12 protein-coding genes are annotated in these 17593 nt (G+C 40.8%); 7 read left to right on the forward strand and 5 right to left on the reverse strand.

Annotated elements, in window-relative coordinates; translation table 11 throughout:
* Window positions 1–24: 24 nt before the first annotated feature.
* The 5 genes from SLH46_RS06445 to SLH46_RS06465 all read right to left on the reverse strand — a co-directional run bounded on the left by SLH46_RS06445 (window position 25) and on the right by SLH46_RS06465 (window position 7807).
* Complete coding sequence (locus SLH46_RS06445; protein WP_320280339.1) at window positions 25–1248, reverse strand: serine hydrolase domain-containing protein; 1224 nt, start codon at window positions 1246–1248, stop codon at window positions 25–27.
* A 73-nt stretch (window positions 1249–1321) separates the two neighbouring features.
* Window positions 1322–4084, reverse strand: coding sequence for a phosphoenolpyruvate carboxylase (locus SLH46_RS06450; RefSeq protein WP_320280340.1), 2763 nt, complete (start codon window positions 4082–4084; stop codon window positions 1322–1324).
* A 235-nt stretch (window positions 4085–4319) separates the two neighbouring features.
* Complete coding sequence (locus SLH46_RS06455) at window positions 4320–4517, reverse strand: hypothetical protein (protein WP_320280341.1); 198 nt, start codon at window positions 4515–4517, stop codon at window positions 4320–4322.
* A gap of 133 nt (window positions 4518–4650) precedes the next feature.
* A complete protein-coding gene (locus tag SLH46_RS06460) occupies window positions 4651–5022 on the reverse strand; it encodes a hypothetical protein (protein WP_320280342.1) in 372 nt (123 codons plus the stop codon).
* A 238-nt stretch (window positions 5023–5260) separates the two neighbouring features.
* Window positions 5261–7807: a M14 family zinc carboxypeptidase gene (locus SLH46_RS06465; RefSeq protein WP_320280343.1), complete on the reverse strand. Its 2547-nt coding sequence runs from the start codon at window positions 7805–7807 to the stop codon at window positions 5261–5263.
* 225 nt (window positions 7808–8032) lie between these two features.
* Here SLH46_RS06465 and SLH46_RS06470 point away from each other — a divergent pair, with 225 nt between their 5' ends.
* The 7 genes from SLH46_RS06470 to SLH46_RS06500 all read left to right on the forward strand — a co-directional run bounded on the left by SLH46_RS06470 (window position 8033) and on the right by SLH46_RS06500 (window position 17543).
* Entirely contained in the window at window positions 8033–10750 is a 2718-nt protein-coding gene (locus tag SLH46_RS06470; RefSeq protein WP_320280344.1) for a TonB-dependent receptor, read from the forward strand.
* Window positions 10750–11808: a DUF4249 domain-containing protein gene (locus SLH46_RS06475; RefSeq protein WP_320280345.1), complete on the forward strand. Its 1059-nt coding sequence runs from the start codon at window positions 10750–10752 to the stop codon at window positions 11806–11808. Before SLH46_RS06470 ends, SLH46_RS06475 begins: the two co-directional genes overlap by 1 nt.
* Window positions 11809–11818: 10 nt before the next feature.
* Window positions 11819–13468 carry a hypothetical protein gene (locus tag SLH46_RS06480; RefSeq protein WP_320280346.1) on the forward strand — a complete coding sequence of 550 codons (1650 nt, stop codon included), beginning with the start codon at window positions 11819–11821 and terminating at the stop codon, window positions 13466–13468.
* On the forward strand, window positions 13465–14190 hold the full coding sequence (locus tag SLH46_RS06485; RefSeq protein WP_320280347.1) for a hypothetical protein: 726 nt from the start codon (window positions 13465–13467) through the stop codon (window positions 14188–14190). The genes SLH46_RS06480 and SLH46_RS06485 overlap by 4 nt, the downstream gene beginning before the upstream one ends.
* A gap of 63 nt (window positions 14191–14253) precedes the next feature.
* Window positions 14254–15024, forward strand: coding sequence for a hypothetical protein (locus SLH46_RS06490; protein ID WP_320280348.1), 771 nt, complete (start codon window positions 14254–14256; stop codon window positions 15022–15024).
* Window positions 15025–15036: 12 nt separating this feature from the next.
* On the forward strand, window positions 15037–16314 hold the full coding sequence (locus SLH46_RS06495; RefSeq protein ID WP_320280349.1) for an LVIVD repeat-containing protein: 1278 nt from the start codon (window positions 15037–15039) through the stop codon (window positions 16312–16314).
* A 314-nt stretch (window positions 16315–16628) separates the two neighbouring features.
* Entirely contained in the window at window positions 16629–17543 is a 915-nt protein-coding gene (locus SLH46_RS06500; protein WP_320280350.1) for a lytic transglycosylase domain-containing protein, read from the forward strand.
* The last annotated feature ends 50 nt before the right edge of the window (window positions 17544–17593 follow it).

Below are 17593 nucleotides of genomic sequence, written 5' to 3' on the forward strand. Positions count from 1 at the left end.
GTGTACTGATTTAAACTCTGGTTTTTATCTCAATTTGTCAGCCACATTCCAGAGGTCAAAATCGCTATAATATTCGAGTGAATTCCCGCAATGCACGATGATAATTTCTTTGTCGGGGATCACATAAATGTTCTGTCCGAGGTTCCCCGATGCCGCAAACTGAAAAGTTGAATCGCAGTTGGCGTGTCCCCACCACTGGTAGGTGTAATAAACGTGTTTACAATTGTCGCCGCCAAACCAACCGGGATAAATATCTCTTGGAATCTGTTTGTTTTCGTGGGTTGATTCAACTACCCAATTTTCAGAAAGAACCTGTTTCCCGTTCCAGTTTCCATTGTTTAAGAAAAGCCTGCCAAATCGGGCGTAGTCAATGGCTCGGGCAATTAACCTACTTGGCATGTATTCGAAGCCCGAATTTTTACTGTCGATAGAAAAAAGCGCATCGTATTCCATAATTTCCGACCATAATTTTTCTTCAAGGTATTGCGACACTGTTTTGTTGGTAGCCCGTTCAATGATCAGTCCCAGATAGCTCGTATTGTAATTGTTGTATTGAAATGATTGTCCGGGTTTCCGATCAATTTCTATCTTTTTGAGTAACAGTTTCCGAACATTTGGATGATAATAACCAACCGCTTCGGCATGCCACGGAAGATGAATGTAGGTGCCCGGAATATAGCCGGTAAAATACTTTAATCCAGAACGCATTTCAAGCAGGTTTTTAATCGTTATTTTTTCAAAATCCGGATCGCGTTCCTTTAATTCAGGAATGTATTTGGTCATCGGATCGTTAACACTACCAATCAATCCGTCGTCGATAGCAGCGCCGATCAAAAAGGAGATAAACGATTTTGCCATCGATTGCGAATGGAAATAGGAATCGCGCGAAAAGCCATTGAAATATTTTTCATATAAAACAGTGTCTTTTCGGATAAAAATAAGTGCCGTAGTTTGCGATTTTTCAGCCCATTCATCAAACGAATTAAACCCCGATTGTTTCACCCTGTAGTCAAACAATGCTTCAACATATTCTTCATTCGGATTATCAGCAAACCTAAAAGTATCGGCAGAGCCTTCAATTTTTCTGTTTTCAAATTTCTGATAGTCGTAAACATCAGGCACATTCATTGTTGCCAGTCGGTACACATATCTTGGCGAATATTTTATGCACAGCACGAGGATTAGCCCAAGGATTAAAACCAGGGGAGTCAGCAGAATAAATTTTAAAACTTTTAACAGGATTTTCATTGTATCAGGTTTTGTGTATCCGGCAGGAATTATAAATGATTTTTAGCGTGTAATTTAACGTTTTATATTGGTATTAACCGGTGGTTCCCATTGCATTGGCGATGGCATTCACTGATAACAACAATTGATTAATCGTTTCATTTTTTAACGAAGCATCCGAATTTTGTGCGGCTCTCCATTTCTTAATGTACTCAACCTGGTGGTTGTGTAACGGAATTAGTGCCTCGGCCCGAAGTTGCGTAGAGTAATAATGGTTCTTGCGTCTCTCATTAATTGGGCGTCCCAGCAGTTCGTTCATCAGGGTTTGTGTTTTTTCTAACTCTTGAAGTAACAAATCTAATATAGCCGATCGCGTTTCTTTGTTATTAACCAATCCCGCATAAAGTTTCATGATGTCTTTGTCGGTGCTGGCAAGGCTGGTGTCAACATTGGTAAACACATAACGTACAAACTGATTTTTACGAATCAACTTTTTAAGTCGCTCATATTTTTCAGGATGTTCAGCCTTCATTTTTTCGAGGGTTGAACCAACACCGTACCAACTTGTAATGTGGTAGCGGGCTTGTCCCCAGCTAAATACCCACGGAATAGCACGCAAGTCGGAGAAACTGCGTTTGCCTGTACGCCGTGCCGGGCGCGATCCAATTTTGCTTTGTTCAATCACATCAATGGGTGTGGCTTCCTGGTAATAATCGAGGAAATGCGGATTATTAAGCAATTCGGTATACACGTTAAAACTTTCCTGTCCCATAAACTCCATGATGTCGGAAATCTCATCTTGGTCGTCGTTTGTATTTTGGTGAAGCAGGGTGTTAAGCGTATTACCGGCCAACATTAACTCGAGGTTGTAGGCAGCGTTTATTTTATTGGCAAATTTCTTTTCAATGCTTTCACCCTGTTCGGTTATTTTAAAGTTTCCGGATAGCGTTCCATGTGGCAGCGATCGCAAAAACCAGTGAATAGGTCCGGCTCCACGACTGATAGATCCGCCTTTGCCATGAAAGAATTTTATTTGAATGCCGAACTTCCGTCCAACTTCGGTAATTTCTTTTTGAGCTTTATACAAAAACCAGGCGCTGGCAAGTATTCCGCCATCTTTATTGCTGTCGCTGTAACCGATCATAACCTCCTGTGTTTTCATCGGAAGGTTACGTTGTTCGCGTTGGTATTCCAAACTGTTTTGTACTTCAGGGTAACTAAAGTACTCTTCCAAAATGGCCGGACTGTCCATTAAATCCTGAATGGTTTCGAAAAGCGGTACTACGTGCAGTCGCATAATCATCGAATCTTTAAACAGTGTCAGGCCGGCTTCGCGTGCCAGGATGTACACGGTTAAAAGATCGCTCGAACTTTGAGTCATGCTTATAATTAACGAGCCGATGGAATAGTTTGCATACTTCGAAATATGATTGTTCAACAACTGAAAACACTCGATTGTGTTCTTCGCTTCTGTTTCAAGGTCGCGGTACTCACGTGAAAACGGACGTGCAGAGCGTAATTCTTTTTCAAGGAAGGTTTTCTTTTCTGCATCGCTCCAATCATTGTTGTTATTCTTAAACGGATCGGAGCGGTTGACCAATTGTTCCAGCGCCTTGTGGTAATAAGCACTGTTCTGCCTGATGTCGAGTTCGGCCAAATGAAAACCAAAGGTTTTTACAAAATATATGGTTCGGTTTACCGAATGATAAGCCAGGTCGTTGTAGTTCTTATCAAGTAGAGCATCTTTCAAAAGTTCGAGGTCTTCAATCAATTGTTTCGAACACTGGTAAGTGCCTTTTTTATCTTTTAGCTTGAGTAATTGCGAACTGCCAATATTGATCGGTAGTTTGTTGATGAACAACTTTACAATCAATTTAAAAGCCTCATTTTTTGATGCCGAAACTATCGATTTGGCTTTGCCTCCGGTTTCTGCGACCAAAGCTTTAAAACGGTCGAGCATCTGTTCGGGTAGTTCCGAAATCTCAAAATAAAAACTCAGGTCGTCGGCTAGCCTGTTGAGTTCTTGTTTAACCGTTAAAAAAGCATTTACACGCAATTTTAGAAGGGTCTTCCGCGTTACATCGGCTGTAACCAGCGGGTGGCCGTCGCGGTCGCCACCAATCCATGTTCCGAATTTAAGTTGCGGGAAACTGTTATTGCCGATAAGTTTTGCTTCATCAAATCCTGAAAACTCCCAGGCCTGAACAAGCCGGCGATTTAGCACTTGCACCACTTCCGGAAAAACATTTACAAAATAATGAATGACATTATCGAGCTCAGTTTCTACCGTTGGTTTTTCCATGTAAAACTCATCGATATGCCAAATGGAAGAAATTACCCGTTTCATTTCGTTTCGGTTTTCTTCCAGCTCGTACGAATTGTACATCGAATTTTCTCGTTTTACCAAAAGCAAATAAAGTTCGCGGTACTTTTTCAGAATCACCGGTCGTTTGGCTTCGGTAGGGTGGGCGGTTAAAACCGGTTGAATAGAAATGTCTTTTAACGAATCGAGAATCTTGTTTTCCGTAATACCTTTTTCCTGCAGCAATTTTATGCTGTTTGCCCACAATCCGTTTACCGATGTCAAAGAATTACCTTCCTCAATTTTTCTTCGTTGTTGCACTGCTCCGTTTGTTTCAGCCAGGTTAAGCAACTGAAAACATACCGAGAACATGTGAAAATGTTTTTGTGTAAAATCGACGGTGGTGTTTTTTTCAGAATCGCAAATCCAAGGCATTACTTCTGCCAGTTCCGGTTCGTTGTTTTCGCGTAAAACTTCCTGAAAGCAGGTGAGAAGAAATTTGAGATCAGAATATGGTTTTCCGAGTTCTTCCATTAAAATTTGCAGATTCGACATCGCACAGAAATTTTTGTTTATAACCCTAACAATTTAAACAGAAAAAGGCTGATTACAACAGCATTTTTTTAATAAATACTATTTTGTTATAAATGAATGAGTGTGTAATGGTCAGAAAAACAAGTGAGTAAAGATTTTTGTAATCAGGGTCTTACATTGAATTATGTTTAATGGAAGTGCTTGGGACTTCGGCTTTTCGATCCTGCTAAAGAAGCCGATAATCAACTCCGGTGGTTTAGTTGATTCCGAATATCTTGTTTCGCAGTAACTGTTTTAATTCTACTTCTTCAAACAGTTTTTTATAATTATTGCTGTTTACAACTTCGGAATTTACTACGCACAATTGCAGCGAGCCACGTTTGCAAATATCGGCAGCAGTAATAAACTGAATGTCTCTTATTTCGTCAACTAATCTGAATGAATTACTTTTCATCTTATTCCTTTGAGTTAACAAATTTCGGAATGAAACGCACAAAAGGCAAATAATGATTGCTGAATCAAAAAGGAATAAATACTGAAAAACACTTAAGGTAATTGGAAGCTAAATAATTTTTCTAAAGACAGGATTAAGCCGTGCATGCACACATTCGCATGGCTTCATCATTTAAAAATGCCTGTGCCTGTCCGTACGATTGTAAATTACGTTTTGTTTTGAATATCGTGACTCTAAGGTTCGGATGGTCAACTTGCTCGGTAAAAATCTTTAAATTTCTATTCCGTTTACGTGTTGAGATAATCTCGTCGGTTTCGTAATTGTAGTAATAGTCGCGGTGTTCCGCAAAAACAAACTCGAGGCCCGATTGTCCGAAAGCCATTTCGTAAAACCGGGAAAAAACCAGGTAGATTTTTCCATTTGGCATTCCGTAATAATGGGCCGGGAATACTGTCGGTAAGTAAGAGGCCGGGGTTTGGTGAATAAGTTTCGCTAGTGGTTTCATTTCCTTCAAATTAAAAATGTTAGTATTCAACATCTCATATCATCTCCATTTAAGATCAAACTGATCTTTTCACTGCACCACGGATTCATCAATAGTTCAAACTTATGAACTATAATTATGTGTTAAATAAGAGAATTTATCGCGTCCTTCTACTATATATTCCTTAAATCGCTAAAAGGTAACCCTCGAAAAGGTTGTACTCTAGCGATTTAAGGAATGTGGACAGGCATTTGAGAAATTACCTGATAACAGATCCGAAAAAGACTGAATTGGAGAAGAGTTTATTGGTTCCCAGCCAGGTACCTCTAAACGTCATATTATCGTGATAACTGATAAGTTTACCACGCCCGATGCTTTGAACAGATACCACCGGAGCATTTTTTAAGCGGTCAATGTTGTCTTCCGATACCCACCCACTCAGGTAAGGTGTTGAGGTGAATTTTACAGGTTCGGTATATTTTTTATCCAACGAATTGGCAACAGAGATACTTGATTTAAAAATGGCCAGTTTTTTATCGGTGTAACCGTAACACAACGGATGTGAATTATCTATTTCAGTTTCAAAAATGGCCCCGCTAATGTAATTCAGGCTTCTCTCTTTGCTACGTTCAGCATAAGTTAAATAGCGGGTGGTATCCGGCGATACCGGTTTTTTAAAAGTAGTACTTCCAAATTTGTTTTGAGCGGCCCAGGTTGTTGCACTTTTATAAGCAACCAAGGTGCCACCTTCCTTTACCCATGTTTTTAGCTTTTCTATATCGGTAGAATTCCATTCTTTAAAAGCACCGGTTAAAATAATGGTGTTGTATTGGCTCAGGTTAATCCTGCCAATCCTATCCGATTCTGATAATGTAACCGGAATCTGGTAACGTTGGTCAAACATGTGCCAGATCGATCCTGCATCAGCACTGTTTGCACTCCCTCCAACAAACATAAGAATGTTGGGTTTTGTAAGCGACGCAAAACTGCCACTACCCATATCAATCCCGTTTGGCGATAGTCCGGTAGTTACTGCATAAAAGTCGATTCCGGAAATTTTAGCCGTTTTTTCAATTAAGCTGAAAACACTTTCTGGCGCTATGTTTTGACCACTGGCAGGTATAAAAATTGTTCCGAAACTAAAATCTTCAGTTGTTCCGTTTAGTTCAAACGAAAATTTTTCGGTTGCAACTTTGGTTATTAATCCGGTATGCTGCAGTTTGTACAATGCTTTTGGCGCCGTAAATTCATCCCATCTGAACAGGTAACCGATACCGCTTTTTCCTCCGATGACCTTTCCATCGGGGTAGTCTGCTTTTACAGGTTCATCGCCGGTGTTTGTATTTTTAAGTGAGGTTAATTTCGCACATGTAATGTCGTAAGCGTGCGGAAACGACCATGTTGAAACATCGTAAAAAGTAGTGTCGGTAAAGGTGGTTATGTCCTCGAAAATCGATTCGATTAGCCTTACCTGTTTTTGTTTTAACGGAACAATGAAGCTGGTTCCGGCTTTAAAAGTTGTGGCATCGGCGGTAATTTCGCCGGTGTTCTCGTAAACATCAATTTGGTGACGGTTCAGGAACTCAACAAACATTTGCGTTTTTACCTGGTCTTTTTCACTGCCAAAAACGTAGGCTTTTGTCGATGTGTTGTCGGCAATGTCAAAAGCTGTTGAGTAAAACTCTTTCTGCATTGTCAGCAATTTATCGTGCATATTCATTGCAGCTTCCAGTGTCGACAATGAAACCGTAAACTGATTTTTAATACCAAAAGCCAGTTTCTTTACACCGTTTTCGGTTTGGCGAACACGTCCGCGGAAACCTCCCTGCTCAAACAGAATTCCAATACTGGCATTTACATCGGGATACGACGAACCTTTGCCGTAGTAATAATCATCATATTGTTCTTCGGAGAAATAAGTTGAGCCGATTTCGTCTAAAAACTTCGCATGATATGATGCTATTTCGTGAGTTAATTCGTAGTTTCTTTCGGGTGTCAAAGGGTTGTTTCGGGTTGGAACTCCCGGTTGGAAAAAGAAAGTTGAATTGGCTCCCATCTCATGATGATCAGTAACAATATTCGGTTTCCATTCGTGAAATTTTTCAACCCTGCCTTTGGTTTCAGGATGTACCAACAGCAAATAATCGCGGTTGATATCAAACCAGTAATGATTGGTTCTTCCTCCTGGCCAAACCTCGTCGAATTGGCGGGAGTTATTGTCGCCGTTAGTAGCATAACTTTGGTGCATATTCGCCCATGTACTGTGACGAGTAAATCCATCAGGATTCAGACACGGATCAACAATAACAATGGTATTCTCCAAAAGTTCGTCTATTTTTTTGCCTTCAGCGGCTGCCAGATAATAGGCCGTAAGCACCGATGAATTGGTGGCACTCGATTCGTTTCCGTGGACACCGTAGGTTAAACTAACAACCAGCGGTACATTTTCGATTGAAATATCTTTACCCGGTTCAGAGAAATCGTAATGAAGTTGTTTTAGCTCATCCAACTTCTCCTGATTTTTTTCGGAAGTGAAAACCAAATGAACCAGCGGGCGGTTTTCCCACGAGCGGGCATACTCGTATAAAATAGCCCGGTCGGTGCTTTTTGCAATTTCTTTTATGTAATATAAAACCTGGTCGTGTGTGAGGTGCCACTCTCCAACTTCTTGCCCGAAAAATGCCTCGGGAGTTGGAATTGATGGATTGTAAGTAACGTCATCAGGAAGGAAATACGATAGTTTTTCCTGCGCCTGAGAAAAAATAATTACGAATAAAAGTAAAAGTGTTGTAACTGATCGCTTCATTTTAATACTATTGTTAAATGTGGAGAATGGCAATTAGGTTCATTGGCGACGAAAGATTGAAAAAAAATCAGACATTTTCAAATAAAAATGCTAACAAAAGTCACCCTGGGATAAAAGAGTGTTATTGATTGTAGGATTTGTTGAGCAAATTGTACTAAATTGTGTCGAAATTAAACCTAAGAAGGAAATCAAAGTCAAATAAATTCTAAACCAAGGTTCAAAAAGTTGAAAAAATCACTTGTTCATTATATGCTCCTCTTTTTATCTCTTTTGCTTGGGAGTAATACTATTGTGTATGCCCAGCAAGTTGAAGAGGTGAAAATTACCGGTTCATACCAGAACCAGCCGCTTGAGCAATTTCTGAATGACCTGGAAACCAATTATAACCTAAGAGTTTATTACAAAGATTCGTGGATTGAGAATTATACCATAACCAACCAGTTTAATAACACACCTTTATTACAAGCACTAAATAATGTTTTTTATGATTCGGAGCTGACCTATGATTTCTTCCAAAACAATGGAATTGTGGTCTTCAGAAGGTCGGCTGATACCCGGTCGAAATTTGATGATTACAGTCAAACGTTGGTGGTTGGCGATCCGATGAATTTAGGGCGATACAAAGCAGCAAAACTTAAAGGCCGCGTTCTCGATGGTAAAGATGGTACGCCTCTAGTCGGCGCAGTGGTTTATTGTAACCAACATCAGAAAGGTACCACCTCGGATGCCAACGGAAATTTCGACCTCGACTTGCCAACAGGAGATTTTAAATTGACTATCACTTACATTGGTTTTGAAGGTTCAACAGTAGACATTCGCTTGATTGAAGACGGTGCTGCCGATTTTCGATTGTTTGAAGAATCGCATAATATCGATGAGGTAACCGTACTTGGAACTGATGCCGATGTGCCGCGTGCACAGATGAGTATGGTTCAAATGACCGGAAAGGAGATTAAACAATTGCCGGCATTAATGGGAGAAGTTGATGTGTTAAAAGGGCTTACCATTTTGGCCGGTGTTCAAACGGTGAGTGAGTTGTCGTCGGGATTTAATGTGCGGGGTGGAAATACTGACCAAAACCTTATTTTGGTGAATGGCAGCCCGGTATTTAATTCGTCGCACTTGTTTGGTTTTATGTCGCTTATTAATCCCGATGTTGTTGAGAATGTAAGACTGTTTAAAGGTGGTATGCCGGCACGTTACGGCGAGCGGGTTGCCTCGGTTATGGAGGTTGATTTTAAAGAAGGAAACGAAGAAACCATGCGTGTTTATGGTGGAATCGGTATTATTAACTCGCGCCTGGCAATTGACGGGCCACTTACAAAAAATAAAAAGCTGACTACCGCGATTGGTGGCCGGAGCTCATATACCGACTGGATTTTAAAAGAAATTCCAAACCTCGATTTAAATGAAGGTGTAACACATTTTTACGATGTGTCGGGAAAGCTGACTTATAAATTTAATCAGCACAATAAAATAAGTGTAATGGCTTACACCAGTTTCGACGAGTTTAGTACAAGTTCGCAGTCGATAACCGAATACGGGAACTATTTGGGTAACTTAAAACTGAACAATCGCTTTGGCGAGAAATTCTACGGCGAACTGGATGCAGCCTACAGCCGTTATGATTACCGACTTACCGACCTTGCCGATGATAAGCCTTACGAAGCTTATTATCTCGATAACCAATTACAATACAGTTCGGCGGCTTACAATTTTAAATGGCATCCCAACGAACGCCATAACTCAGAAGCTGGATTTAAAGCGGTGTACAACGAAATTAGTCCCGGAGAAATTATTCCGCGCAACGATACCACAGTAATTGTCGGACGTAAATTAGCAATGGAGAAAACACTGGATTGGTCGGTGTACATCAGCGACGAGTTCCAGATTTTACCCAACTTTTCGATTGTGGCCGGTTTACGTTACAATCATTTTAGTAATATCGGTACGCCGGTTGTATACCTGTACGATGAGGATCAGCCCAAAACACCGGGATCGGTTGTCGATTCGCTGCAGTTTGGCAAAAACGAAGCTTCGGCAACTTACGGAGGAATTGAGCCCCGATTGGCAATGAACTATGACTTTGATATGTATACCACGCTGAAATTAAGTTATCAGCGTACACGACAAAATATTTTTCAGCTCAGTAATAATGCGGTGATATCGCCGGCCGAAACATGGAAAGCAGCCGATTATCATCTGGAACCACTCATTTCGGATCAGATAGCAGTGGGCGTTGAAAACAATTCCTTGTGGAGTAATGTCGATCTTTCAGCAGAGGTGTATTATAAAAACCTGCAAAACCTGATTGAATACAAAAACGGTGCGCAGCTGATAATGAACGATCATGTTGAAACGGCATTGGTGCCAACAAAGGGTTATTCGTACGGAATTGAACTGAGTGCACGAAAAAACTTTGGCCGACTTACCGGTTATGCCAGCTACGTGTATTCGCGTACGATGCGAAAAAATACCAGTGAGTTTGATGAAGAAAATTTATGGCGCGGCGACTATTATCCGTCGATTTACGATAAACCACACGATTTCTCACTAACGGCAACTTACAATATCAGTCGCAGGTGGCGATTCTCTAGTAATTTTGTTCTCATTTCGGGCAGGCCAACAACTCTTCCCGAGATTAAGTACGAATTTGCCGGCGAAGATCTTGTGTATTATTCCGACCGAAATAAATACCGGATGCCACCTTATCATCGTTTAGATGTTTCGATCACCTTTGATGAAAACCTGCGCAAAAAACGTATGTGGAAAGGCAGTTGGACCTTATCAGTTTATAACTTATACGGTCGCAATAACCCGTATTCTGTATATTACAAAAAAACAGTTCCGGGCGAAAGCAACCACTATACACGCTACTCATTATTTAAGCTTTCAGTAATTGGTATTCCGGTACCTTCATTAACATATAATTTTAAATTTTAATGAAGCATCTAATTACATATGGTTTTTTGTTGTTCATTCTGCTGACGGGGTGCGAAGATATTTACCGACCAGATATCGACGAGGTGGACAATGTTTTAGTTGCCGATGCACGTATTTCTGCCGATAACGATTTGAATTACGTTTATTTGTACGAATCAGTTGGTTATTACGAGAATGCAAGTTCTGGTCCTGCGGTTACAGATGCCACTGTAAGCTTAATTGATAATGACGGATTTGAGTACCAGTTGCCACATTATTCGCATGGGCAATATGTTTTAAATCTGGATATTAATCCCGATAAGCAGTATCATTTAAAAATCGAATATAACGGAGATGTTTACGAGTCGGAATATGAGCAGGTACCGCAAAAACCGTCGATGGACACTGTTTACGGAGAGGAAGAAACGTTAGTTCAACTTGAAGGTGGCGAAAACGATGTAGATAATGTAAAAGAAGTAAAAGGAGTACGCTTATATACCGATATTTCGTCGAATGAAGAGATGCCCTATTACCGCTTTACAACCCATTATATTTTGCAGTATTCCTATTCTGTTCCGGGTGAAGGCCTAATTCCCATGCCCGATTATTATTATGGTTGGAAACATGTATATCCGCAATCCGAATCATTTAATATTGCATCTCCACCGGAGTATTCTGCATCAAAGGCAATAAAAAAGCATCCACTGTTTTTTGTCCAAAATAGCCGGAAAGATTCAGTAGGCCATATTTTTGAAGGTTGGATTGTAATCCTCTACCAGCATGCAATAACCGAAAATGCCTATGGTTATTATGATGATTTGAATAAACAGCTTGCCGGCGAAGGGAAAATATTTGATCCGCTCTATGTACAGGCGCGAAGTAACATGGAATGCACCACTAACTCCGATCAGATTATCCTGGGTAATTTTGAAATTTCGTCAAGTAACGAAACCCGTTATTATGTGCGATATATTTCGGAAAAGAATGGTTTTATTTTACGGCCAATCGAGGAGTTTTATGAAATTCCGCCATCGGGAGAGATGAAGAACATAATACCTGAATTTTGGCAGTATCCATAAAAACGAACAAATGAGCAAAGCATTAAAAATATTACTTCTTGTTGTGTGGGCGCTAACCGGTGTTACTGCTCATGCGCAAAATAAGGTAAAAAACGAGCTTGTATTGTTTGCCGACCGCGACTTCTGTATTTCGGGCGATACTTTGTGGGTAAAAGTGTTTGTGCCGGAGGGAGTTCATCAGTTTGGTAATATCGTTCATTTGCAGTTGGAGTCGCAAAGTGGAAATTTAATTTCTACCGGTGCCATAAAACGCGGCAACTCACATGCCGAAGGATTTATCGCTGTGCCTGACTCGTTGCAAACGGGACTGTATTTTGTTCATGCCTTTTTGAATGCCCAACGAAATACCGACGATTTGGAATGTATAGGACGTGCAGTTTATGTTTATAATCGTTTTGAAGAATCGATTGAACAATTGCCGGTGTTGAGGGATAAATCGTTTTTAATGACCCCTGCAACCAACGGAAAAACAGTAAATATTTCAGCCGATCAGAGCAATTACACAACACGGGATGAAGTAAAAGGAGCGATAAATGTACCCGGCGATGAGTTTGTTTTTGTGGTGGCAAGTGCCCGGATGATCGATCCGTTTTCGAAAGCCAATACCGGTTTTCTGAATTTTAAGATGAAAGACCTTACCACAACAATTCCCGCATTTACCGAAAAAGACGGGGTGGTGGTTAGTGGCAATATTAGCGATAAAGCAAGCGGAAATCCGGCCAAAGAACTTGTATTGTTATCGGTAGCAGGTAACGGAGCGTATCTCGATTATTATTACCCCGATTCATCAGGTGTATTCCACTTTTTTCTGCCTCGTGCTATGGGTAATGCCAACATCATTTTGCAACCTCTTACTGTTGGCGAAACACTGTTTGATATAAACGTAACGCCTGTATTTATGACGGGAGTTCAACAATTAAAATTCGATACCACTTTTGTAAATCCGGTACAAGCCCAAACGATTGAAAACAGCATAAAAGGAACATTCTTTAATAAACTTTTTTATGGTGTTTCCATACGGCCTGACGAATCGTTTGAAATGCCAAATCCTTATGGGATGCCTTTTTACGGCTGGCCCGATAATCATGTTGTGCCCGATAATTTTATCGATTTACCCGACTTTCAGGAAATATCGCGCGAGTTGTTGATTGGGCTTCAGTACCGTGACAGAAATGATGAAGTTACCTTTAGAATATTAAACTACGCACAAGACCGGTTTTTTACCAAAGAACCGCTTCGTCTCATCAATGGAATTCCGGTATTCAAAAACTCCTTTTTTCAGAATTTGAAATCAACAGAAATAGAATATATAGATCTGGTAAAAACTGAGCGGGTATTTGGTGATTTGCGTTTTAAAGGTGTATTGTCGGTGGCATTAAAAGATAAGTCGAATGGCTGGCTGGCGCAGCAACCAAATATTTTTCAGTTGAGCGTGCCTTGTGTTCAGTATACAAAACATGTTGATTACAAAGCAAAAGTTGAGGGTCTGGCTCAACCCGATACCCGGCAGCAGTTTTTTAACGAAATGCTCGAAGAGAGTGGAAGCTGGCCTTTTCGTTTTCAGCTTTCTGATGTAAAAGGCGAACTTGAAATACGGGTTGAAGCGATCACAAAATCGGGAGAACTGTACAGAACTTCAAAAATAATAGCAGTACAATGATCAGCTTATTAAAATATACAGGTGTGGTTTTCGGGATGCTGTTTTGTTTAACAATGCAGGCTCAGGATTTGGGCATCGATACCTATCAGTTAAACAGTGCTGCCAACAATCTTCAGGGCAAAATGCTTGGCGAGGTTCATGTGCTGAGTTCCGACGCAACTTACTACTTTTTGTATCCCGACGATTGGGTAACAGGATCGGTTACGCTAATGAATGGTAATGTGTATGAAAATTTACAGTTACGCTACCATGCTTTCGAAGATGAACTGATTGCGTATAACGAAAACGGCCGGTTTTTATTTCTGGTTGAAAAAGAACTGGTAGAAAGTTTTTCGTTTGAAGACGCTGACCGGACCCGCAAATTTATTCGCCTCGTAAAAAACAACAATCAGCAAACCAATATGTACCTCGAAGAGCTGTATAAAGCAGATATCAGCCTTTTGGTTAACTGGTATATTTACGAACAAACGGTTAGTCCATACGTCGACAGAAACGGTATAACCCGCGCGATAAATTACGTGATGCACAAAGATTATTATTTGTACACCGAAAAAAATGGATTAGAAAAAATCAGGCTAAAGAAACGTTCCTTGTTTCTTCGTTTTCCTGAACACAAAACCGAAATCCGAAAAATCATTCGTAAAAACCATATGTACATAAACAACGAAGCATCAATGGTAAAAGTCCTTGGTTTGATGCAGGAAAATGGTTTGTTAGAATAAATTTTACTTTCTCACGCAACCCGAACGCAGCGTCCTGCATCTTCATAAAAACAAAAAACTATTATGAAGAAACTCATTGTGCTGCTGTGTCTCTCGGTTTTGGTGCTTTCCGTTTTTGCGCAAACCGAAAAAGGTCATGTTTATCTGAAAAACGGTTCCATTATCAAAGGAAAATATTCCTATTTCAACGACGGAAAACAATTAAAAGTAGGGTCAGCCGGAAATGTCTGGATTTTTGATGCTGACGAAGTGGATCATATTGCCTCAAAGCGCGAAGGAAAAACAATGTTCGATGAAGATATGGTAACCGATGTAAAATGGTTTTTCAGGACCGATCTGGGTGTTTTGGCCGGAAACTCCGATAACAGCCAGTCGGCTCCATTTTCGATTACCGGTTCTGCTAATTATGTTATTACTCCAAACTTCTCGGCCGGTCTGGGTTTTGGAGTTGAATTTCTAAAGGAATCGTACATGCCTGTGTTTGCCAATTTCGAGTACCGGTTCCGAAAACAACTGACAAGTCCGTATGTGTTTTTTAAAGCGGGCTACCAGGTGCCAACCGAAGACTCCAACGAAATTTACTACGATGTGTACCCCATTTGGAGCAGCTTTGCTCCGTGGCCAAGCGACATGGGCCAGGATGGATTGGATTGCCGAGGCGGTGTGCTTTTCAATCCGGGGCTGGGATTTCAGCAAATGTTATCGCCTAATTTTGGGCTAAACTTTGCCGTAGGTTACCAGTTTCACCGATTGAATTATGAGGGTGAAAACGACTACTCGCTCGACATCGACTACAACCGTGTTACCGTAAAAATTGGTATTATTTTCAACTAAAAAAATCCGAACATGAAGACAATCAAAAATATATTTCTGCTGCTTTTTATAACCTTGGCTTTTTCTGCCTGTATGGACGAATACACCGAGGAGTTTACGGCCAATTCACCTGTCTACCTGTCGTACGAAGATTTGCGTAATGGTGTAAAACCTGCTGAGTCGCGCGATTTGGTAAATCCGGGTAAAATCTATTTTAAAGATGGTTACCTCTTTGTTGTGGAGCAATTTGAAGGCGTTCACATCATCGATAACCAAAATCCGGCCGATCCGCAAAATATTGGATTTATTGAAATTCCTGGAAATGTCGACATCGCCATAAAGGAGAATATTCTGTACGCCGACAGTTATGTCGACCTGGTTGCTATCGATATCAGCACTATTACAAATCCTGAAGAAGTTGACCGCGTGAAAAACGTGCTGCCTTATACTTTGCCACCGGCAGATGATACCTATCGTTATGCCGAGGTGGATGAAGACAAAGGTGTGGTTATCGAATGGGAGATTAAAAAGGTGCGCCAAACAATGGAGTACCATTATTACCCGACATACAGATGGGGTGTCTACGATGTGATGGAAACTGCTGATGTATCGAGTAATAGTGGATCAGCAGGAAGCACATTTGGCGTTGGTGGATCGATGGCCCGTTTTGGTTTGTACGACGATTATTTGTACGCTGTCGATCAGGCCAATCTTCATATTTTCGATGTAAAAGTACCCGAGAGCCCAACGGAAATTGGTCAGCAAAACGTGGGTTGGAATGTCGAGACTATGTTCATCTACGACGATCACATGTTTTTGGGAACACAATCGGGGATGCGAATTTTTAGCATTGAAGTACCAACTTACCCGGTTTATGTCAGCGATTTCTGGCACATAACCAGTTGCGACCCGGTGGTAATTGCCGATGGTTATGCTTATGTAACCTTACGCGGCGGAACAACTTGCGGAAGTACGGTTAATCGCCTCGATGTAATTCATCTGGGAGAAAATTACGAGAATAATGATTTGATTGCATCGTACCCGATGGAAGGACCTTATGGATTGGGAATTGATGGAGACGTACTGTTTGTTTGCGATGGCGACGCCGGGTTAAAAGTGTACGACTCTGCCGATAAAACAGGCATCGACGACCACATGATCTCTCACTTTGCCAACATAAATGCTTACGACGTAATTCCGCTTGGCGGCTACCTGTTTATGATTGGCGACGATGGTTTTTACCAGTACGACTATTCCGATTTGCAAAATATCACACAGATAAGTCAAATTCCGGTTTACGCTGAAGATTAATAAGTGATTATAGTTTTGATGCTCCAAACTCTACGATATTTTAAGGCCCGGCAAACTGTCGGGCTTTTTTATTGTTATACCGTTTGAGACATTTTGCCCGGGCAGCCGGTTCTGCCGATAGCTATTTGAAAGCCAATAAAGAGCAACGTGAATTTATTGGGTACCGACAAACACTTATCTGTATTATTCAGTCGCTAATCGGGGCAAAATTGTATTTTTGCTGTTTGAAAATAATAACCTGAGTTCTACTTTAAATTTTATCTCAGTTTCAATTTATTTAAAGTAGAATTCAGGTTAAAAGGAAGAATAAACGGATGAAGACGAAAATTTGGAGAAGATATGTAGCGCCGTTTTTGGTGGTGATGAATGTTGTGGCAGTAGTGATAATTCTGGTGTCGGCAAAGTCGGGAACTACTGAAGTGGTAGTAAAAAAGGAAGTGAAATACGAGCCTGTAGAACTGCCCGAATCGGTGAGTTTTGCAGGCGAAAAAATGCCACTCGAGCGTTTTTACGTGAAAGAAGCACTCGACCGCGAATTACTTTCCAATGCTTATTTTCATTCGCAAACCATTCGGTATATAAAATTGGTACCCCGTTATTTTCCGATCATCGAACCTATTCTTAAAGAGCATGGTATTCCCGATGATTTTAAATACCTCGCGGTAGCCGAAAGCGGATTAAATCCGAGGGCCATTTCACCGGCTCGTGCAGCAGGTTTCTGGCAATTGCTGGAAGGAACGGCCAAAGATTATGGACTGGAAATTAACAGCGAGGTTGACGAACGCTACCACATCGAAAAAGCAACGCATGTGGCTTGCGAATACATAAAAGATGCCTACAAAAAATTTGGCAACTGGACCATGGTAGCTGCTGCATACAACCGTGGAATGAACGGAATCAACCGTCAGCTGGTAAGGCAAAAAGAGGATGACTATTACGATTTGCTGATTACAACAGAAACAGCACGTTACGTTTACCGTATTGTAGCTTTAAAATTGCTTATTGAAAACCCGGAGAAGTATAATTTTTACATTTCGGAAGAAGATAAATACCAGGTTATTCCAACAAAAAAAGTTGAGATTAAAGGTTCGGTAGCCAATTTTGCCGATTACGCGCAAAAACAAGGCGTGAGTTATAAAATGCTGAAAGATTTTAACCCGTGGCTGCGTGAAAATAATTTAACGTATTCCGGTAGAAAACGATACTGGGTTGAAATTCCTGAACTATAAGAACCTACTTCAGAATATACAGTACTTCGAACCGGTGTTGGATGGCCGGT

The organism is Draconibacterium sp. IB214405 (assembly GCF_033963885.1).
In the GTDB taxonomy this organism is placed as follows: domain Bacteria; phylum Bacteroidota; class Bacteroidia; order Bacteroidales; family Prolixibacteraceae; genus Draconibacterium.